Origin of the sequence: Pseudomonas sp. NFXW11, from assembly GCF_049887815.1 — a bacterium.
Classification (GTDB): Bacteria; Pseudomonadota; Gammaproteobacteria; order Pseudomonadales; family Pseudomonadaceae; genus Aquipseudomonas.
Genome location: NZ_JAGEKI010000004.1, coordinates 284,023 through 302,150 on the forward strand (window position 1 = coordinate 284,023; position 18,128 = coordinate 302,150).

Genomic DNA, 18,128 nt, shown 5'->3' on the forward strand with positions numbered 1-18,128 from the left:
ATAATGCCGCCATCGCCACTGCTATGGATAAACGGATTGCATATGACACAACAGCGCCCGATTGCGGTCCTGGGAGGCGGAAGTTTTGGCACCGCCGTGGCCAACCTGCTGGCCGAGAACGGCCATGCGGTGCGGCAGTGGATGCGTGACCCCGAGCAGGCCGAGGCCATCCGGGTCAATCGCGAGAATCCGCGCTACCTCAAAGGCATCAAGATTCATCCGGCGGTGGAGCCGGTCACCGACCTCTCGGCCACCCTGAGCGACTGCCAGCTGTGCTTCGTGGCCCTGCCATCCAGCGCCCTGCGCACGGTGCTGGCGCCCCATGCCCAGGTACTTCGCGGCAAGCTGCTGGTCAGCCTGACCAAGGGCATCGAGGCCCAGACCTTCAAGCTGATGAGCCAGATCCTCGAGGACATCGCTCCAGAGGCGCGGATCGGCGTGCTCTCGGGGCCCAACCTGGCCCGGGAAGTGGCCGAGCACGCCCTGACGGCCACCGTGGTGGCCAGCGAGGATGAGGAACTGTGCCAGCAGGTCCAGGCCGCGCTGCATGGCCGCACCTTCCGTGTCTACGCCAGTGCCGACCGTTTCGGCGTGGAGCTGGGCGGGGCGTTGAAGAACGTCTACGCGATCATCGCCGGCATGGCGGTGGCCCTGGGCATGGGGGAAAACACCAAGAGCATGCTGATCACCCGTGCCCTGGCGGAAATGACCCGCTTCGCCGTGAGCCAGGGCGCCAACCCCATGACCTTCCTTGGCCTGGCCGGGGTCGGTGACCTGATCGTCACCTGTTCCTCGCCCAAGAGCCGCAACTACCAGGTGGGCTTTGCCCTGGGCCAGGGCCTGAGCCTGGATGAGGCGGTCAACCGCCTGGGTGAAGTGGCCGAGGGCGTCAATACCCTCAAGGTGCTGAAGGTCAAGGCCCAGGAGCTGGGCGTCTATATGCCGCTGGTGGCCGGGTTGCACGCGATCCTCTTCGAAGGGCGTACGCTGAACCAGGTGATCGAGCTGTTGATGCGCGGCGAACCCAAGACCGATGTCGATTTCATCTCCACCAGCGGATTCAACTAAGAGCACAGGAGCCAGACATGAACGAACCCCATTCCGAAGCCAAATACGAGTCCATCCTGCTGCGGGTGCTGTGGATGCTGATCTTCGCCATGGTGTGGCAGGTGGCCCAGTTCCTCCTCGGTGCCCTGGTGGTGGTGCAGCTGATCTACCGCCTGGTGTACGGCGCGCCGAATGCCGGGCTGATGAACTTCGGCGACAGCCTGAGCCAGTTCCTGGCGCAGATCGGTCGCTTCGGCAGCTTCCACACCGAGCAGAAGCCCTGGCCGTTCGCCGACTGGCCGGCGCCCCGGGCCCCTGAAGGCGAGGCGCCCCACAGCGTGCCGCCGGCGCCGCACCCGGTGCGTGACGAGGAGCCCAAGCTGTGAAGCTGTGGGTCCTGCGCCATGGCCAGGCCGAGGCCCATGCGCCCAGCGATGACCAGCGCCATCTAACGCCCCACGGTCGCGAGGAAGTGCTGCGCAGCGCCGCGCAACTGATCGGCCAGCCCATCGCCGCAATCATTGCCAGCCCCTATGTCCGCGCCCAGCAGACCGCGCAACTGGTGCGCGAGGCCCTGGGCCGGGACGATGAGATCCGCACCGTGCCCTGGCTCACCCCAGACGCCAACCCCTTGCAGGTGCTGGAGCAACTGGACGGTGCCGACAACCTGCTGCTGGTCAGCCACCAGCCCCTGGTGGGCAACCTGATCGGCCTGTTGCAGCACGGCCACCTGCGTGATCCGCAACTGATGAACACCGCCAGCCTGGCGGAACTGCAAGGCGACTGGCCGCTGGCCGGGCTGATGACCCTCAACAGCCTCAAGCATCCTTGAGTGTCTGCGGCGACGGGCCTTCTCGGCCCGTCGCCGGTCCCGGGACCTGGCGGGGTTGCCTGTTGGTCCGCAACATTTCTTAGCTTGCAGCGCTCCTGTGTGCATGGAATAGTCAGCCAAGCAAGTGCTTGGTTGGCTGGTCCAGAACAACAATAAAGGAGCGAGTCATGTCTGCTGCTTTTCGTTTGCCACTGCAACTGTTCTACGAGCGCGAGTCCCGTCACCCCCAGCAGGTTTTCCTGGTCCAGCCCAGCGCCGGCGGGCAGGTAGAGGAACTGAGCTGGTTCGAAGCCGGCCAGCAGGCCCGACGCGCCGCCCGCTGGCTGCGGGAGCGGCAACTGCCACCGGGCAGCCACATTGCAATCATCGGCAAGAACTCCGCGCACTGGATCATCTGTGACCTGGCGATCTGGCTGGCCGGGCACGTTTCGGTGCCCCTGTACCCCAACCTCACCGCCGAATCGGTGGCCCAGGTGCTTGAGCACTCCGAGGCGGCCCTGGCGTTTATCGGCAAGCTCGATGACTGGCCAGCGATGGCGCCGGGCATTCCTCCCGGTCTGCCGACCATCGGCCTGCCCCTGGCGCACCCGGGGCCCTTCGATTTCAGCTGGGAGCAGTTGCAGGGCTGTGCGCCGCTGGAGGACAACCCGGATCCACCGGCCGAGCAACTGGCAACCATCATCTATACCTCCGGCACCACCGGCCTGCCCAAGGGCGTGATGCACAGCTTCGGCAACCTGGGCTTTGTCGCCAGCCATGGGGTCCAGCTGTTCGGCCTGGGGCCGGGGGACCGGCTGCTGTCCTACCTGCCGCTGTGCCATGTGGCCGAACGCATGTTCGTCGAGATGGCAGCGCTCTACACCGGGCAGACGGTGTTCTTCGCCGAAAGCCTCGAGACCTTCCTCAGCGACCTGCAGCGGGCCCGGCCCACCGCGCTGTTCGGCGTACCGCGAATCTGGACCAAGTTCCAGATGGGGGTCTACGCCAAGGTGCCGGCCAAGCGCCTGGATTTCCTCCTGGGCCTGCCCTTTATCGGCAAGCGGGTCGGCCACCAGGTGCTGGTGGGGCTTGGGTTGGATGCCGTGCGCGTGGCCCTGTCGGGGGCGGCGCCGGTGCCCCAGGAGCTGCTGCACTGGTACCGGCGCCTGGGCCTGGATGTGCTGGAGGTCTACGGCATGACCGAAAGCTGCGGTTACTCGCATATCGGCCGCTGCGGCGAGCATATTCCCGGCTGGATCGGTCGGCCTTGCCCGGGGGTCGAGGTGCGCATCGACGAAGCGGGGGAGGTCCAGGTGCGCAGCGGGGCGACCATGCTCGGCTATTTCAAGGACCCGCAGAAAACTGCGGAAACCATCGCCGCCGACGGCTTCTTGCGCACCGGCGACAAGGGCGAGCAGGACGCTGCCGGCAACCTGCGGCTAACCGGTCGGCTCAAGGAAATCTTCAAGACCAGCAAGGGCAAGTACGTGGCCCCGGCGCCCATCGAGAACCGCCTGGCGGTGCATGCGCATATCGAGCAGGTGTGCGTGGTGGGCGATGGCCTGAGCGCGCCGCTGGGCCTGTGCGTGCTCTCGGCGGCCGGTTTGCAGGCGGCGGGCGGCAGCGCCCGTGACGGCCTGCACAGCAGCCTGGAAAACCTTCTGGCCCAGGTCAATGGCGGCCTCGACAAGCACGAGCGCCTGCACCGGCTGGTGGTGGTCAAGGACAGCTGGGCGGTGGAGAACGGCTTTTTGACCCCGACCCTGAAGATCAAGCGCAATGTGATCGAGGCCACCTACGGCGACAGTTTTCAAACCTGGAGCGAGCGCGGCGAAGCGGTGCTGTGGCAGGATTGAACGGCCGTCCCCCCTTTGGATCTTGGATAAGGAAGCGACTATGAGTCTGTGGCGAAGCGTGCCGAACATCGAGCAACTGAATGCGATCCAGAAGAACACCATCGGCGAAGTGCTGGATATCCGCTTCGAATCCTTTGATGAGCAGTCGCTGACGGCGAGCATGGTCATCGATCATCGCACCCATCAGCCTTATGGCCTGTTGCATGGCGGGGCCTCGGTGGTGCTGGCGGAAACCGTCGGCTCCATGGCCAGTTACCTGTGCATCGATGCCAGCAAGTTCTACTGCGTGGGCCTGGAGATCAACGCCAATCACCTGCGGGGGCTGCGCAGTGGTCGGGTGACGGCGGTGGCCCGGGCGATCCATATCGGCCGTACCACCCATGTCTGGGATATCCGCCTGAGCAGCGACGAAGGCAAGGCCAGTTGCGTCTCGCGCCTGACCATGGCGGTGGTGCCCCTGGGGCAGACGCCGCCCGGGGCATGAAGGCAGGGCGGCAGGGGTTGAGCCCGGGTGTCAGCATTCTTGTCCGTTACTGTCATTGCCCCGGTGCGGGGCCTTGCGGACAATCGCGATTGATTTGATGGATGGATGAGTCGGTATGTCGCAACAGGTGTTTTTCGCCCACGCCAATGGGTTTCCCTCTGGCACCTACGGCAAGCTGTTCGCCGCCCTGGCGCCTGAATTCCAGGTCAGCCATTTGCAGCAGCATGCCCATGATCCGCGTTTTCCGGTGGACGATAACTGGCGCAGCCTGGTGGACGAGCTGATTCATCACCTGCAACGGCAGGATCAGCCGGTGTGGGGCGTCGGCCATTCCCTGGGCGGCGTGCTGCACCTGCACGCCGCCTTGCGCTGCCCGCAGCTGTATCGCGGGGTGGTGATGCTCGATTCGCCGGTGCTGACCCGCGCCGACCAGTGGGTGATCCGCGCGGCCAAGCGGTTCGGCTTTATCGACCGCCTGACCCCGGCCGGCCGCACCCTGGGCCGGCGTGAGGAGTTCAGCGATATCGAATCGGCCCGCGACTACTTCTCGCGCAAGACCCTGTTCCGTGCCTTCGACCCGGATTGCCTGGACGCCTACCTGCAACACGGCCTGCTACCGGTCGGCGATCGACTGCGCTTGCGCTTCGACCCGGCCACCGAGATCCGCATCTATCGCGGCGTGCCCCACACCAGCCCCGGCAGCGCCCACAAGCTGCAGGTGCCGCTGGCGGTGGTGCGCGGGCAGCAGAGCCGAGTGGTGATGCGCCACCACACCAGTGCCGTGGGGCGCATGCCCCTGGGGGAATCCCTGACCATGCCTGGCGGCCACATGTTTCCCCTGGAGCGCCCGGAAGCCACCGCGGCCTTGCTCAAGGACCTGTTCAGCCGCTGGGAACAGCGCCAGCAACGGAGTTGTGCATGAGCCACGGGGTCGAGGAAGTGCGCCTGAACCTGCCGCATATCGAGCTGGCGGCCCATCTGTTCGGGCCCGAGGACGGTATGCCGGTGATTGCCCTGCATGGCTGGCTGGACAACGCCAACAGCTTTGTCCGGCTGGCGCCCAGGCTCGAGGGGCTGCGTATCGTCGCCCTCGACCTGGCCGGCCACGGCCATTCCGGGCATCGCCCTGTGGGCGCCGGCTATGCCCTGTGGGACTACGTGTACGACGTGCTGCAAGTTGCCGAGCAACTGGGCTGGCAGCGCTTCGCCCTGCTCGGACACTCCCTGGGGGCGATCGTTTCCCTGGTGCTGGCGGCGGCCATGCCGCAGCGGGTCAGCCACCTGGCGCTGATTGACGGGGTGATTCCGCCCACCGCCAATGGCGAAGGCGCCGCCGAGCGCCTGGGCATGGCCCTGCAGGCGCAATTGGCCCTACAAGACAAGCGCAAGCCGGTCTACAGCACCCTGGAACGGGCGGTGGAGGCGCGCATGCACGGCCTGGTGGCGGTCAGCCGCGAAGCTGCCGAACTGCTGGCCCAGCGTGGCCTGATGCCCGTGCCCGGTGGCTACACCTGGCGCAGCGACAGTCGCCTGACCCTGGCCTCGCCGCTGCGCCTGAGCGAAGAACAGGCCATGTCCTTCGTCCAGCGAGTGGCGTGCCCCACGCAGTTGGTGGTGGCCGCCGATGGCATGCTGGCCAAGCATCAGGAGTTGTTGCAACGGCTACCCTTCAACCACGAACAGCTGCCAGGGGGCCATCACTTGCACCTCAACGACGAGGCCGGTGCAACCGCTGTTGCAGACTGTTTCAATCGGTTTTTCGGCGTTTCTTGACTTGACCGGGGCAACTGTCGAGGCTGGGCGGGTTGAAATGGGAGACAACCATGATAGATCTCTACACCGCTGCGACCCCCAATGGCCACAAGGTTTCCATCCTGCTTGAAGAACTCGGCCTGCCCTATACCGTGCATGCCCTGAGTTTCGACCAGCGCGAGCAAAAGGCTCCCGGGTTCCTGAAGATCAATCCCAATGGGCGTATTCCGGCTATTGTCGATCGCGACAATGGCGATTTCCCGGTGTTCGAATCCGGCGCGATCCTGGTCTACCTGGCCGAGCGCAGCGGCCAATTGCTGCCCGCCGATGCCAAGGGGCGCTCCATCGTCATGCAATGGCTGATGTTCCAGATGGGCGGGATCGGCCCCATGCAGGGGCAGGCCAACGTGTTCTTCCGCTATTTCCCGGAGAAACTGCAGGGCGCCATCGACCGTTACCAGCATGAAACCCGGCGCCTGTACGAGGTGCTCGACAGCCGCCTGCAGCAGGTTGACTACCTGGCCGGGGACTACAGCATCGCCGATATCGCCAGCTTCCCCTGGGTGCGTGGCCATGCCTGGTCCGGGGTCTCGGTCGACGGCCTGCCGGCCTTGCAGCGCTGGATGGCAGCCCTGGAGGCGCGGCCGGCGGTGCAGCGCGGCTTGCAGGTGCCGCAGCGCAGTGACGATGCCAGCGTCGTCAAGGGCGCCCAGGCCATGCTGATCCGATGAGAGTGTCCATGCGTTCTATCAGTGTTCTGAGCCTGTCCCTGTTGAGTTCCCTGGCGTTTGCCGCCGACCTGCCGGGCAGCCACGACCTGCCGCTGGTGCCACGCCTGGCCGATGCGCAGATCGTCGATTACCGGCCCGACCTGCAGCAGGAACGGGTCTACCCCCTGGGCTCGATTCGCCGGATCAGCGGCCAGCTGCGTTTTGACGGCCAGGTCAATGCCCGGGGCAAGCTCACCGCCATCACCTATCAATTGCCCACCGAGCGCACCTCCGGCGAAGCCTTTACCCTGGCTCGCGAAGCCTTGCAGCAGCAGGGCGCCGAGCTGCTGTTCTGGTGCCAGGCGCGGGATTGCGGGGAAAGCAGCCTGTGGGCCAATGAGGTGTTCGGCAACGCCAAGCTGTATGGCATCGACGAGCAGCAGGCCTACCTGCTGCTGCGCCTGGCGGCGCCCCAGGACAATACCCTGGTGGCCCTGTACGGCATCACCCGGGGCAACCGCCGGGCCTACCTGCATGTGGAACAGTTCGATGCCGCCGCGCCCCTGGGCAACCTGCTGCCCAGCTCGGCGACCCTGCTGCGGCAGTTGAAGGACACCGGCAAACTGGACCTGGCGAAACTCACCGACCCCGAGCCGGTCTGGCTGAATCTGCTGTCACGCGGATTGAACCTGGACACCACCTTGCGGGTCAGTCTTTCCGGCAAGCAGGCCGAAGCCTGGCGTCAGGCCCTGATCGGCCAGGGCGTGCTGGCTACGCGCATGGAAACCGGCAATACCGAGGTTTCCGGGCTGCATTTCGAGCTGCTGCGCTAAGCTCTGCGGGCGAACCCGGCACCTCGGGTTCGCCTACTCTCCATTGGTAATTCTTGCGCGAGACCTTTCATGCCCAATAACGATCGCCTGCTGGTGCAGATCCTGCTCCTGGTGTTGTTCGGTGCCAGCTTCTGGGTGATGGCGCCGTTCTGGTCGGCGCTGTTCTGGGGCGCGGTGCTGGCCTTTGCCAGCTGGCCGCTGATGCGCCTGCTGACCCGCTGGCTCGGGGGCCGCGAATCCCTGGCCGCGGCCGTGCTGACCCTGGGCTGGATGATCCTGGTGGCCGCGCCGCTGGTCTGGCTCGGCCTCAACCTGGCGGACCACGTGCGCGACGCCACGGGCTTTATCAAGGATGTGCAGGTGGACGGCTTGCCCGCCGCCCCGCAATGGCTGGGCAACCTGCCTCTGGTGGGTGAACGCCTGGTGGGCTGGTGGAACAGCATCGATGAACAGGGCGCGGCGCTGATGGTCGCGCTCAAGCCGTATCTGGGGCAGGTGGGCAACTGGCTGCTGGCGCGCAGTGCGCAGGTCGGCGGCGGCATTCTCGAACTGACCCTGAGCCTGGTGTTCGTGTTCTTCTTCTACCGCGATGGCCCGCGCCTGGCGCTGTTCGTGCACAAGTTGCTGGAGCGGCTGATCGGTGAGCGGGCCGGCTACTACATCGATCTGGTGGCCGGCACCGTGCAACGGGTGGTCAATGGGGTGATAGGCACGGCTGCGGCCCAGGGCCTGCTGGCGCTGATCGGTTTCCTGATCGCCGGGGTGCCCGGGGCACTGGTGCTGGGGATAGTCACCTTCCTCCTCAGCCTGATTCCCATGGGCCCGCCGCTGGTGTGGATTCCGGCCACGGCCTGGCTGGCCTGGAAGGGCGAATACGGCATGGCGGTGTTCCTGGGGATCTGGGGCACCTTCATCATCAGTGGCGTGGACAACGTGCTCAAGCCGTACCTGATCAGCCGCGGCGGCAACCTGCCTCTGGTGATCGTGCTGCTTGGGGTGTTCGGTGGGCTGATCGCCTTCGGCTTTATCGGCCTGTTTATCGGCCCAACCCTGCTGGCAGTGGCCTACAGCCTGCTGCTGGACTGGAGCGCCAGCCAGGCACGCACCCAGGAGCCCCGCTAAGGCTCGGGGTGCCTCTGGGGATGAATAAGGCCGCTCACGGGCGCGGCAGGCGCAATACTGCGGTCAGGCCGCCGCCCGGGGTTTCCTCCAAGCGCAGTTCGCCGCCCATGCGCTGGGCGGCTTCACGGGCGATGGTCATGCCCAGGCCGACGCCGCCGGAGTTGCGATTGCGCGAGCCTTCGAGGCGGAAGAATGGCTCGAACACCGCCTCGCGCTTGTCGGCGCTGATGCCCGGGCCGTAGTCGATCACCCGGATCAGCAACTGTTCGCGGTGGTCTTCCAAGGCCAGGGTGGCCTGGCCGGCATAGCGCAAGGCGTTATCCAGCAGGTTGTTGAGGCACGACTGCAACGCCATGGGCTGCACCAGCAGGGGTGCGCAATGGCCTTGGGCCTGGGCATCGGCGCCCTGGTCCTGAGCGTTCTCGCACAGCGACTCCACCAGCGCCTGCACATCCATCCACTGTTCGGCCTCGCTGGTGCGCTGTTCGTGCAGGTAGCTGAGGGTGGCGTCGAGCATCTTGATCATGTCGTCCAGGTCCTGGCGCATCTGCCCTTGCAGCTTGCTGTCCTCGATCTGCTCCAGGCGCAGCTTGAGGCGCGACAGCGGGGTGCGCAGGTCGTGGGACACCGCGCCGAGCATGCGTCCACGCTGTTGCACCTGTTCGCGGATACGCTTTTGCATCTGATTGAAGGTACTGGCCGCTTGCCGTGCCTCACGGGGACCGACTTCCTCCAGGGGCGGGCTGTCGAGGTCTTCGCTGAGCCGCTCGGCGGCGTTACTCAGACGCTGGATCGGCCGCGACAGCAGCTTGGCGCCGTACCAGGCGGCAATGATCAGGGAAATGAACTGGAAGGTCAGCGGCACCAGCGGGCCGCCGAACCAGGGCCGTGGCGGGCGCCGTGGAAAGTGCGGCGGCGGGCCAGGAAACTGCTCGTTGTTGAACGCCGCCTCGGGCGGTGGCATGCGTGGCGGTGGCGGGTGCCCGTAGTAGTGGAACCAGAAGAATGCCAGCAAGTGGGCGAGCACGATCGCGATCAGCAAGACCCCGAACAGGCGGCCGAACAGCGTATCGAAACGCCCACGCATCAGCCGATGTCCCGGGCGTCGAACAGGTAGCCTTCGCCGCGCACGGTCTTGATCAACTGTGGCGATTTCGGGTCGTCGCCGAGCTTCTGCCGCAGGCGCGAGACCAGCAGGTCGATGCTGCGATCGAAGGCTTCGATGGAGCGCCCGCGGGCCGCGTCCAGCAACTGTTCACGGCTCAGCACCCGGCGTGGGCGCTCGATAAAGACCCAGAGCAGGCGAAATTCGGCATTGGACAACGGCACCACCAGGCCATCGTCGGCAATCAGCTGGCGCAGCACGCTGTTCAGGCGCCAGTTGTCGAAGCGGATATTGGCCCGCTGTTCGCTGCGGTCGTCGCGTACCCGGCGCAGGATGGTCTGGATTCGCGCCACCAGCTCCCGGGGCTCGAAGGGCTTGGCCATGTAGTCGTCGGCCCCCAGTTCCAGGCCGATGATGCGGTCGGTGGGTTCGCAGCGGGCGGTGAGCATCAGGATCGGGATGTCCGATTCGCTGCGCAGCCAGCGGCACAGGGACAGGCCATCCTCGCCGGGCAGCATCAGGTCGAGCACCACCACGTCGAAGTGTTCGGCCTGCAGGGCCTGGCGCATGCCCGCGCCATCGGTGACGCCGCTGGCGTGAATATTGAAACGCGCCAGATAGTCGATCAAAAGCTCGCGAATCGGTAGGTCGTCGTCGACGATCAGGGCCCGGGTATTCCAGCGTTTGTCTTCGCCATTGAGCGAGGCTTTGGAATCGTCGTGCACAGGGGCTGGAGTGTTATGCATGGGGCGTTCATCTGCCAGGTAGGCTGCGGGTCGCCAGTAGGCGACGGCGAGGTTATGGCTTCAGCATAGGCGTCCGGCCCGGGGGCTGGAAGTGCTGTTCGAGGGTCTTGCGGCTGGCGAGGGTAGCCTCGGGGATTGTTGCCGGCGTGTCTTAAGTGTATCGGTCTTGATACAAAACTCGGCCGGGCGACGAGGGATTGCTCGGGTTGGGCACCGTTGAGGATGATTTAGCGGTGATCGGGTCCCGGAGTGGCGCGGCTTGCGCTACAATCCGCGCCGATTTCGACTTGCCTGAGAGCCCCTTCATGTCCGCCTGCCAGACTCCTATCATCGTCGCCCTGGATTTCCCCAACCGTGACGCCGCACTGAAACTGGCCGATCAACTGGACCCGAAACTGTGCCGGGTCAAGGTCGGCAAGGAGCTGTTCACCAGCTGCGCCGCCGAGATTGTCGGGACCCTGCGCGACAAGGGTTTCGAAGTGTTCCTGGACCTGAAGTTCCACGACATTCCCAACACCACCGCGATGGCGGTCAAGGCGGCTGCGGAAATGGGCGTGTGGATGGTCAATGTGCACTGCTCCGGCGGCCTGCGCATGATGTCCGCCTGCCGTGAGGTACTGGACCAGCGCAGTGGTCCCCAGCCGTTGCTGATCGGCGTGACCGTGCTCACCAGCATGGAGCGTGAGGACCTGGCCGGCATCGGCCTGGACATCGAGCCCCAGGAGCAGGTGCTGCGCCTGGCGGCCCTGGCGCAAAAGGCCGGCATGGATGGCCTGGTGTGCTCGGCCCTGGAAGCCCAGGCATTGAAGGCCGCGCATCCGTCCCTGCAACTGGTGACCCCGGGAATTCGCCCAGCGGGCAGCGCCCAGGACGACCAGCGGCGCATTCTCACCCCGCGCCAGGCCCTGGATGCGGGTTCCGACTACCTGGTGATCGGCCGTCCGATCAGCCAGGCCGCCGACCCAGCCAAGGCCCTGGCCGATGTCGTGGCCGAACTGGCCCGCTAACACACCGGCGCCGCTATCACGCGGCGCCCGGCGCACGGCTGGAGCCGGCGTGTCGGCGAAGCGCTCAGCGCTTTGGCCGCCACGCCGGCTCTTGTCGTTTCAGACCTTGAGCACCAGCTTGCCGAAGTTCTCGCCGCTGAACAGCTTGCCCAGCGCTTCCGGGAAGGTCTCCAGCCCCTCGACAATGTCCTCCTTGCTCTTGAGCAGGCCCTGGGCCATCCAGCCGGCCATTTCCTGCCCGGCGGCGGCGAACTGCGCGGCATAGTCCATCACCACGAAGCCCTCCATGCGGGCGCGGTTGGCCAGCAGCGACAGGTAGTTGGCCGGGCCCTTGACCGCTTCCCTGTTGTTGTACTGGCTGATGGCGCCGCAGATCACCACCCGCGCCTTGAGGTTCAGGCGGCTGAGCACGGCATCGAGGATGTCGCCGCCGACGTTGTCGAAATACACATCCACACCCTTGGGGCACTCGCGCTTGAGTCCGGCCTGCACGTCTTCGCTCTTGTAGTCGATGGCGCCGTCGAAGCCCAGTTCGTCGATCAGGAACTTGCACTTGTCCTGGCCGCCGGCAATGCCCACCACGCGGCAGCCCTTGAGCTTGGCGATCTGCCCGGCAATGCTGCCCACCGCACCGGCAGCGCCGGACAGCACCACGGTTTCGCCGGCCTTGGGCGCACCCACATCCAGCAGGGCGAAGTAGGCGGTCATGCCGGTCATGCCCAGGGCGGAGAGGTACAGCGGCAGGGGCGCGAGCTTGGGATCGACTTTGTAGAAGCCCCGGGGTTCGCCGAGGAAGTAGTCCTGCACGCCGACCGCGCCATTGACGTAGTCGCCGACGGCATAGCCCGGGTGCTGGGAGGCGATCACCTCGCCCACGCCCAGGGAGCGCATCACTTCACCAATGGCCACTGGGGCGATGTAGGACTTCTGGTCGTTCATCCAGCCACGCATGGCCGGGTCCAGGGACAGGTAGTGGTTTTTCACCAGGATCTGCCCCGGGGCGGGTTCGCCCACCGCCACTTGCTGGTAGGTGAAGGTTTCGCGGGTGGCTGCGCCGACAGGGCGTTTGGCGAGCAGGAACTGGCGGTTGGTCAGGCTGGTCATGGTGGGCACTCAAGGGTGGAGGGAGTCTTATTTGATAGCCCCTCAAATCCGCCATCGCAAGCTTTGCCGGTGCAGCGAATGGAGGTCGATCCAGTGCCGTGATAAATGCCCAGGTGGGTTCATCACCAGCACGCATGAAACACCAACCGGCCTTTTGATAGTGCTGACGCGCACTTGGCCGGCTATGGCTAGATTGAGCCGGGCATGGGGCCCGCACTTGATCGAGGATCTGAAATGAGCATGAGCTTTTCTGGCCAGGTGGCCCTGGTGACGGGCGCGGCCAACGGCATCGGTCGGGCCACGGCCCTGGCGTTCGCCGCCGAAGGCCTGAAAGTAGTGGTGGCGGACCTGGACGTGGCCGGTGGCGAAGGCACAGTGGCGCTGATCCAGGCTGCGGGCGGCGAGGCGCGTTTCGTGCCGTGCAATGTCACCCTGGAGGCCGATGTACAGCGCCTGATGGCCGCTACCCTAGAGGCTTATGGGCGCCTGGACTACGCCTTCAACAACGCCGGCATCGAGATCGAGAAGGGCCGGCTGGCCGAGGGCACCCTGGATGAGTTCGACGCCATCATGGGGGTCAACGTCAAGGGCGTGTGGTTGTGCATGAAGCATCAGTTGCCGCTGCTGCTGGCCCAGGGCGGCGGGGCGATAGTCAACACCGCTTCGGTGGCGGGCCTGGGGGCGGCGCCGAAGATGAGCATCTATGCCGCGTCCAAGCATGCGGTGATAGGCCTGACCAAGTCGGCGGCCATCGAATATGCGAAGAAAAAGATCCGGGTCAATGCCGTGTGCCCGGCGGTAATCGATACCGACATGTTCCGCCGCGCCTATGAAGCGGACCCGAAGAAAGCCGAGTTCGCCGCCGCCATGCACCCGGTGGGGCGCATCGGCAAGGTCGAGGAAATTGCCAGCGCCGTGCTCTATCTGTGCAGCGATGGCGCGGCCTTCACCACCGGCCATGCGTTGGCGGTCGACGGCGGTGCCACTGCGATCTAAGGGAGCAGTGGGCCCTGGCCGGCAAAGTGCGCCGGGGCTAGAAGGAATCGACCTTGAGCGTTCTGAAAACGACCTCGGCGTAGCTTTTTGCCATTATTCCGACGTCAGAGACTTGTGCGCTGGTGCGCGCCGTTGCGACCCTTGATCCAGACAAAATGGCCCGCCGCCATTGGGGAAAGGAAGGGGACTGCGCACCATGACTTCGGCCGCAAGTGGACGCTTTGCCAACCTGGGCATGGCCAAGAAACTGGGTATCGGCTTTGCCCTGGTATTGCTTCTGACGGCCCTGGTGGCCGCTATCGGGGTCTGGTCCTTGCGGACCATCAGCCAGGGCTTCGATGGCCTCAAGCAGATGTCGCAGCTCAACAGCGGTGTGCTCAAGGTGCGCCTGCTGGAGCAGGACTATGCCCTGCATGGCGACAGCCAGACCGTGGATAACCTGCACCAGAGCTTGGAAGCCTTGCTGGCCCTGGCCCAGCAGCTCAAGGGGCAGTCCTCCGCCAATCAGGCGGTGATGGCCGATGTCGAGCTGGCCCTGAGCGATTACCGCAAGGCCTTCGACGAATTCGTCGAGCTGACCCAGGCCAAGGACCTGGCGCTGGAGATGGCCAGTTGGTCGGTGTCCAGCGTGGCCAACAACCTCGATGTGCTGCAGGCCGGGTTGGCGGATGACGGCACCTATACCCTCAAGGACTCCCAGGGCAAGGAGGGCGCCGAGTTCGTCGAGCAGGCCAATCAGATCAGCCAGGTCTCGCGGTTGATGTTGCAAGCCATGAACGAAGCCCGGCTGCGCCTGGACCAGAACCGCAAGGGCGGTGACCAGGAGGCCAGCGAGCAGGGCAAGATCGAACAGGCCGAGCAAGCCCTGGCCCAGGTCGAACAGTTGAAGGCCGCCGTCAAGGATGCGGGCTACCAGACGGTGCTGGGCGAAGTCTCGGGGCATATCGGCAATTTCAGCGAGAAGCTCAACGAATACACCGGCCTGCTGGCCCAGGAAAAACAGGTCTATCGACAGTTGCATGAGCGCGCTGCCCAGGTGATGGCGCGGGTCGACCAGGCCTACGCCGCGGGTGACCAGTCGATGCAGGGCGAGTTGCAGAAGAACTCGCTGCTGATCATCGGCTCCTCGGCCCTGGCCTTGCTGGTGGGCTTGCTGGCGGCCTTGAGCATCACCCGGCTGATCGTGCGGCCGTTGCGCAGTGTGATGCAGCTGGCCCAGCAGATCGCCGCCGGCGACCTGAGCGCCAGCGTGGCGGTGAACCGTCACGATGAGATCGGCCAACTGATGCAGGCCATGCAGCAGATGAGCAGCGGTTTGAGCGGGATTGTCAGCGGCTTGCAGGCGGGCATCGAGCAATTGGCCAGTTCGGCTCAGTCGCTGTCTTCGGTGACCGAGCAGACCAATGCCGAGGTCAGCACCCAGAGGGAAGAGACCGAACAGGTGGCCACCGCCATGAACCAGATGACCGCCACGGTGCACGATGTGGCGCGCAATGCCGAGCAAGCGGCCGAGGCGGCGCAGGCGGCCGATGACAAGGTCGAGAGCGGTCAGCAGGTGGTGCGCCTGAGCATGCAGCGGATCGAGCAACTGGCGGACTCGGCCACCCGTGCCAGCACGGGCATCGAGAGCCTGAGCGCGGAGATCGACAATATCGGCAGCGTGCTGGATGTGATCAAGAGTGTGGCCGAGCAGACCAATCTGCTGGCCCTGAACGCGGCCATTGAAGCCGCCCGGGCCGGGGAGCAGGGCCGCGGCTTTGCCGTGGTGGCCGATGAGGTGCGGGCCCTGGCGCAGCGCACCCAGCAGTCCACCGAGGAGATCGCGCGGCTGGTGACGGCCCTGCATGCCGCGGCCGATGCCTCGGTGCAGCAGATCCAGAGCAGTGGCGAGCTGGTGAAGCTGGCGGTCAGCGATGCCCTGCAGACCGAAAGCGCCCTGGGCAGCATCGCCGCGGCCGTGTCATTGATCCAGCAGATGAACCAGCAGATTGCCGCCGCCGCCGAGCAGCAGAGTTCGGTGGCCGAAGAGATCAATCGCAGCGTCACCAGCATTCGCGCCAGCGCCGATCAGTCTTCCCTGGCCATGCAGGGCAACGCCGCGTCGAGCATCGAGTTGGCGCAGTTGGGCGTGGAATTGAAGGGGATGGTGGGGCATTTTCGCCTGTAGCGGCGGGAGGAGGGTGGTGCCAGCCAAGCCTTGGGCGGCGCGTGGAGCGCGGCCCAGGGCTTTTTTGTATCAGTCGTAGATGGCTTTCTTTTTCCAGTCGGCGTCGGCTTCCGCGGTCTTCAGGCCTTGGGTTAGCTCGTTGACCTCGTCTTCCGCCGGCTCCATGGTCGACAGCACCATGGCGTTGGCCCGAACCAGGAGTTTGTCCAGGTATTCCAGCTGTTCGCTGTAGACCTTCGGGTCAGGCTGTTTGCGCAGGTACTGCACGGCGCGCTCGAAGGCCAGGCGGGCTTGCCCCGGCTGGTTTTGTTGCAGGGCGTGTTGTCCCAGGTTGTTGAAGAACTCGATATGCAGCAGCACCAGGATATGGCGGATTTCCTTGATCCAGCGCTTGGCTTCGTTGGGTTGCAGGAAGCCGTCATGGGCAGCGCGGGTTACCTGGCCGTGCATGGCTTCCAGGAGGAAGCGCACATCCTTGGCCTTGGCTTCGGTCTGGATCGGCGATGGCGGGTTGTTCACCGGGATCGACTCGCCCTGGCCGACCAGGGCATTGAGCTCGTCCAGGCGCGGCTTGAGCTTGGTATCGGCCTTGTCGAGGTTGAGAATGCGCTGCACCACGTTGAGTTCCAGGCGGGTGAGCAGCAGTTTCAGCGCCGGCGTCATGAACTGGCCGGGGAAGGTTTCGGTGATTTCGCCACAGCGACGCAGGCGATCGTTGAGTTCGACCTTGGTGCGGGCCCTCTCCAGTTTGTTGTTTTCCACCACATGGTTCATGTAGCCAATGGCGATCAAAAGTGCGATCCCGGCTATTACCAGCAGGGTGATCATGAGTGGTGTCACCGTTAAAACCTCGTTATAGGATTTCGCGTGCGAGTGTAGTGGCTTGGCATATCGACGCATAGCGTCGCTCGACGAGCCGGGCAGAGGCGTGTTGCTTTTATAGAGGCATTGAAAGGTGGCAGGGGTGCCCGGGTTCAAATTGCCATCACCGCTAACGCAGGACTATAGCGTCTTGTCGAGTGACAGAATATAGGCGTCAAAGCCCGGACGACAGAAAACCTCGCGGCGCCTTGAAAAGCACCCCGAAGTCGTTGATTTAAATAAAGTTATATCTGGGGGTTGACGACCCCTGAAAGCATCCATAGAATGCGCGCCACTTTCAACGGAAAGCTTGAAGCAAAACGTTGAAGGAAGTGAATGTTGTAGCGTGTCCCCTTCGTCTAGTGGCCTAGGACACCGCCCTTTCACGGCGGTAACAGGGGTTCGAGTCCCCTAGGGGACGCCAATGCGGGAATAGCTCAGTTGGTAGAGCACGACCTTGCCAAGGTCGGGGTCGCGAGTTCGAGTCTCGTTTCCCGCTCCAATTTTAAACGGCACTGCCTTCGGGCGGGGTCGAGTGAAACCAGAAGCACATCTTCGGATGGGGTTCTGGACACCGAAACACACACCATGTGTTCCGGGTAGCGTGTCCCCTTCGTCTAGTGGCCTAGGACACCGCCCTTTCACGGCGGTAACAGGGGTTCGAGTCCCCTAGGGGACGCCATTTGCGGGAATAGCTCAGTTGGTAGAGCACGACCTTGCCAAGGTCGGGGTCGCGAGTTCGAGTCTCGTTTCCCGCTCCAAATTCACAAAAACGCCGCTCATCGAGCGGCGTTTTTGTTTGTCGGCGATTTATCCCGATAAAAAAGGCCCGCCAGTCTGACTGTGCGGGCCTTTTGTTTGCCTGGGTCTACAGCGTCAGCAGCAAGCGCCCGGCAAACAGCAGCAGGATCAGCCCCATGCAGCGCTCGAACCAATGCCCCAGGCGCATGAACAACAGGCGCACCCGAGGGCTGGAGAAGAACAGCGCGACGATCACGAACCACAACGCATTCACCAGGCACATCCAGGCGCCGTACAGGGCTTGAATGCTCAGTGGCGTGGTGGCGCTGACCAGGGTAGTGAAGATCGCCAGGAAGAACAGGGTTGCCTTGGGGTTGGTGGCATTGGTCAGGAAGCCCGTGCTAAAGGCTCGCAGCAGTGTCTGTTGCGGCTCATCGGAGGGCGCCTCGCCGGGAATGCTGGTCTTGGCCTTGCTGCGCAGCAGGCTGATGCCCAGGTACAGAATGTAGGCGCCGCCCAGGAGCTTGGCCGCGCTGAGCAGCCAGGGCGTGGCGTGCATCAGCGCGCCCACCCCCAGCAAGGTATAGAGCACATGCACCGAGATGCCGGCGCCGATGCCCAGGGCGGTGCAGACGCCGGTCACGCGGCCAAAGCGCACGCTCTGGCGAATGGTCACGGCAAAGTCCGGCCCGGGGGCGAGCACTGCGAGAAAGTGCACCAGGGCCAGGGCGAGAAATTCGCCCAGATAAGTGGACAGCATGGGAACTCCGTAAAGCAGGAAGAGGG

At 64.7% G+C, this 18,128-nt stretch carries 18 protein-coding genes, 4 tRNA genes and 1 pseudogene; 18 read left to right on the forward strand and 5 right to left on the reverse strand.

The genetic code is table 11. From position 1 onward, the window contains the following. Positions 1-42: 42 nt before the first annotated feature. The 10 genes from J4P02_RS09205 to J4P02_RS09250 all read left to right on the forward strand — a co-directional run bounded on the left by J4P02_RS09205 (position 43) and on the right by J4P02_RS09250 (position 8,615). On the forward strand, positions 43-1,068 hold the full coding sequence (locus tag J4P02_RS09205; RefSeq protein WP_426189347.1) for an NAD(P)H-dependent glycerol-3-phosphate dehydrogenase: 1,026 nt from the start codon (positions 43-45) through the stop codon (positions 1,066-1,068). Positions 1,069-1,085: 17 nt separating this feature from the next. Next, positions 1,086-1,433 carry a DUF4389 domain-containing protein gene (locus J4P02_RS09210; protein ID WP_426189349.1) on the forward strand — a complete coding sequence of 116 codons (348 nt, stop codon included), beginning with the start codon at positions 1,086-1,088 and terminating at the stop codon, positions 1,431-1,433. Continuing rightward, on the forward strand, positions 1,430-1,879 hold the full coding sequence (gene sixA / locus J4P02_RS09215) for a phosphohistidine phosphatase SixA (RefSeq protein ID WP_426189351.1): 450 nt from the start codon (positions 1,430-1,432) through the stop codon (positions 1,877-1,879). The genes J4P02_RS09210 and sixA overlap by 4 nt, the downstream gene beginning before the upstream one ends. Positions 1,880-2,046: 167 nt before the next feature. Next, complete coding sequence (locus J4P02_RS09220) at positions 2,047-3,714, forward strand: AMP-binding protein (protein WP_426189353.1); 1,668 nt, start codon at positions 2,047-2,049, stop codon at positions 3,712-3,714. 40 nt (positions 3,715-3,754) lie between these two features. Next, the gene (locus J4P02_RS09225) at positions 3,755-4,198 is read left to right on the forward strand and encodes a hotdog fold thioesterase (RefSeq protein ID WP_426189355.1); all 444 of its coding nucleotides are present in this window, start codon (positions 3,755-3,757) and stop codon (positions 4,196-4,198) included. 115 nt (positions 4,199-4,313) lie between these two features. Then, the gene (locus tag J4P02_RS09230) at positions 4,314-5,120 is read left to right on the forward strand and encodes an alpha/beta fold hydrolase (RefSeq protein ID WP_426189357.1); all 807 of its coding nucleotides are present in this window, start codon (positions 4,314-4,316) and stop codon (positions 5,118-5,120) included. Continuing rightward, entirely contained in the window at positions 5,117-5,971 is an 855-nt protein-coding gene (locus J4P02_RS09235; RefSeq protein ID WP_426189359.1) for an alpha/beta hydrolase, read from the forward strand. Before J4P02_RS09230 ends, J4P02_RS09235 begins: the two co-directional genes overlap by 4 nt. A gap of 50 nt (positions 5,972-6,021) precedes the next feature. After that, positions 6,022-6,681, forward strand: coding sequence for a glutathione S-transferase family protein (locus J4P02_RS09240; protein ID WP_426189361.1), 660 nt, complete (start codon positions 6,022-6,024; stop codon positions 6,679-6,681). 8 nt (positions 6,682-6,689) lie between these two features. Next, the gene (locus tag J4P02_RS09245; RefSeq protein ID WP_426189363.1) at positions 6,690-7,493 is read left to right on the forward strand and encodes a DUF4892 domain-containing protein; all 804 of its coding nucleotides are present in this window, start codon (positions 6,690-6,692) and stop codon (positions 7,491-7,493) included. 69 nt (positions 7,494-7,562) lie between these two features. Then, the gene (locus tag J4P02_RS09250; RefSeq protein WP_426189365.1) at positions 7,563-8,615 is read left to right on the forward strand and encodes an AI-2E family transporter; all 1,053 of its coding nucleotides are present in this window, start codon (positions 7,563-7,565) and stop codon (positions 8,613-8,615) included. A 34-nt stretch (positions 8,616-8,649) separates the two neighbouring features. Here the strand turns inward: J4P02_RS09250 and J4P02_RS09255 are convergent, their stop codons facing one another. Both J4P02_RS09255 and J4P02_RS09260 read right to left on the reverse strand, forming a co-directional pair. Further along, positions 8,650-9,702, reverse strand: a complete 1,053-nt coding sequence (locus J4P02_RS09255; RefSeq protein WP_426189367.1) for a sensor histidine kinase — start codon at positions 9,700-9,702, stop codon at positions 8,650-8,652. After that, positions 9,702-10,466 carry a response regulator gene (locus J4P02_RS09260; RefSeq protein ID WP_426189369.1) on the reverse strand — a complete coding sequence of 255 codons (765 nt, stop codon included), beginning with the start codon at positions 10,464-10,466 and terminating at the stop codon, positions 9,702-9,704. Before J4P02_RS09260 ends, J4P02_RS09255 begins: the two co-directional genes overlap by 1 nt. A 305-nt stretch (positions 10,467-10,771) precedes the next feature. On the opposite strand from J4P02_RS09260, the gene pyrF reads away from it, so the two are divergent. Continuing rightward, positions 10,772-11,473, forward strand: coding sequence for an orotidine-5'-phosphate decarboxylase (pyrF, locus tag J4P02_RS09265; RefSeq protein ID WP_426189371.1), 702 nt, complete (start codon positions 10,772-10,774; stop codon positions 11,471-11,473). Between the two features lie 99 nt (positions 11,474-11,572). Here the strand turns inward: pyrF and J4P02_RS09270 are convergent, their stop codons facing one another. Then, positions 11,573-12,577, reverse strand: coding sequence for an NADP-dependent oxidoreductase (locus tag J4P02_RS09270; RefSeq protein ID WP_426189373.1), 1,005 nt, complete (start codon positions 12,575-12,577; stop codon positions 11,573-11,575). A gap of 234 nt (positions 12,578-12,811) precedes the next feature. Here J4P02_RS09270 and J4P02_RS09275 point away from each other — a divergent pair, with 234 nt between their 5' ends. From J4P02_RS09275 to J4P02_RS09285, 3 genes and pseudogenes are all read left to right on the forward strand, one after another. Further along, positions 12,812-13,573, forward strand: coding sequence for an SDR family oxidoreductase (locus J4P02_RS09275; RefSeq protein WP_426189375.1), 762 nt, complete (start codon positions 12,812-12,814; stop codon positions 13,571-13,573). 1,081 nt (positions 13,574-14,654) lie between these two features. Continuing rightward, positions 14,655-14,879, forward strand: a pseudogene (locus tag J4P02_RS09280) (HAMP domain-containing protein); the annotation flags it as partial. Then, positions 14,877-15,740: a methyl-accepting chemotaxis protein gene (locus J4P02_RS09285; RefSeq protein WP_426189482.1), complete on the forward strand. Its 864-nt coding sequence runs from the start codon at positions 14,877-14,879 to the stop codon at positions 15,738-15,740. The pseudogene J4P02_RS09280 and the gene J4P02_RS09285, both read left to right, overlap by 3 nt. Positions 15,741-15,809: 69 nt before the next feature. Here the strand turns inward: J4P02_RS09285 and J4P02_RS09290 are convergent, their stop codons facing one another. Continuing rightward, positions 15,810-16,568 carry a hypothetical protein gene (locus J4P02_RS09290; protein ID WP_426189377.1) on the reverse strand — a complete coding sequence of 253 codons (759 nt, stop codon included), beginning with the start codon at positions 16,566-16,568 and terminating at the stop codon, positions 15,810-15,812. 381 nt (positions 16,569-16,949) lie between these two features. Here J4P02_RS09290 and J4P02_RS09295 point away from each other — a divergent pair. From J4P02_RS09295 to J4P02_RS09310, 4 genes are all read left to right on the forward strand, one after another. Beyond that, positions 16,950-17,025 (forward strand) — tRNA-Glu (locus tag J4P02_RS09295). Between the two features lie 2 nt (positions 17,026-17,027). Then, a tRNA-Gly gene (locus J4P02_RS09300) sits at positions 17,028-17,103 on the forward strand. A 104-nt stretch (positions 17,104-17,207) separates the two neighbouring features. Continuing rightward, positions 17,208-17,283, forward strand: a tRNA-Glu gene (locus J4P02_RS09305). 3 nt (positions 17,284-17,286) lie between these two features. After that, positions 17,287-17,362 (forward strand) — tRNA-Gly (locus tag J4P02_RS09310). Between the two features lie 107 nt (positions 17,363-17,469). Here the strand turns inward: J4P02_RS09310 and J4P02_RS09315 are convergent. Continuing rightward, on the reverse strand, positions 17,470-18,102 hold the full coding sequence (locus J4P02_RS09315) for a LysE family translocator (protein ID WP_426189379.1): 633 nt from the start codon (positions 18,100-18,102) through the stop codon (positions 17,470-17,472). Positions 18,103-18,128 lie beyond the last annotated feature (26 nt).

Bases quoted from the DNA above. Each gene is read 5' to 3' on its own strand.
- J4P02_RS09240 (WP_426189361.1), top strand. From the start codon at position 6,022: ATGATAGATCTCTACACCGCTGCGACCCCCAATGGCCACAAGGTTTCC.
- J4P02_RS09275 (WP_426189375.1), top strand. From the start codon at position 12,812: ATGAGCATGAGCTTTTCTGGCCAGGTGGCCCTGGTGACGGGCGCGGCC.
- J4P02_RS09250 (WP_426189365.1), top strand. From the start codon at position 7,563: ATGCCCAATAACGATCGCCTGCTGGTGCAGATCCTGCTCCTGGTGTTG.
- J4P02_RS09290 (WP_426189377.1), bottom strand. From the start codon at position 16,568: ATGATCACCCTGCTGGTAATAGCCGGGATCGCACTTTTGATCGCCATT.
- J4P02_RS09255 (WP_426189367.1), bottom strand. From the start codon at position 9,702: ATGCGTGGGCGTTTCGATACGCTGTTCGGCCGCCTGTTCGGGGTCTTG.
- J4P02_RS09225 (WP_426189355.1), top strand. From the start codon at position 3,755: ATGAGTCTGTGGCGAAGCGTGCCGAACATCGAGCAACTGAATGCGATC.
- J4P02_RS09270 (WP_426189373.1), bottom strand. From the start codon at position 12,577: ATGACCAGCCTGACCAACCGCCAGTTCCTGCTCGCCAAACGCCCTGTC.
- J4P02_RS09315 (WP_426189379.1), bottom strand. From the start codon at position 18,102: ATGCTGTCCACTTATCTGGGCGAATTTCTCGCCCTGGCCCTGGTGCAC.
- J4P02_RS09260 (WP_426189369.1), bottom strand. From the start codon at position 10,466: ATGCATAACACTCCAGCCCCTGTGCACGACGATTCCAAAGCCTCGCTC.
- J4P02_RS09285 (WP_426189482.1), top strand. From the start codon at position 14,877: ATGAGCAGCGGTTTGAGCGGGATTGTCAGCGGCTTGCAGGCGGGCATC.
- J4P02_RS09235 (WP_426189359.1), top strand. From the start codon at position 5,117: ATGAGCCACGGGGTCGAGGAAGTGCGCCTGAACCTGCCGCATATCGAG.
- J4P02_RS09210 (WP_426189349.1), top strand. From the start codon at position 1,086: ATGAACGAACCCCATTCCGAAGCCAAATACGAGTCCATCCTGCTGCGG.
- J4P02_RS09205 (WP_426189347.1), top strand. From the start codon at position 43: ATGACACAACAGCGCCCGATTGCGGTCCTGGGAGGCGGAAGTTTTGGC.
- J4P02_RS09245 (WP_426189363.1), top strand. From the start codon at position 6,690: ATGCGTTCTATCAGTGTTCTGAGCCTGTCCCTGTTGAGTTCCCTGGCG.
- pyrF (WP_426189371.1), top strand. From the start codon at position 10,772: ATGTCCGCCTGCCAGACTCCTATCATCGTCGCCCTGGATTTCCCCAAC.
- J4P02_RS09220 (WP_426189353.1), top strand. From the start codon at position 2,047: ATGTCTGCTGCTTTTCGTTTGCCACTGCAACTGTTCTACGAGCGCGAG.
- J4P02_RS09230 (WP_426189357.1), top strand. From the start codon at position 4,314: ATGTCGCAACAGGTGTTTTTCGCCCACGCCAATGGGTTTCCCTCTGGC.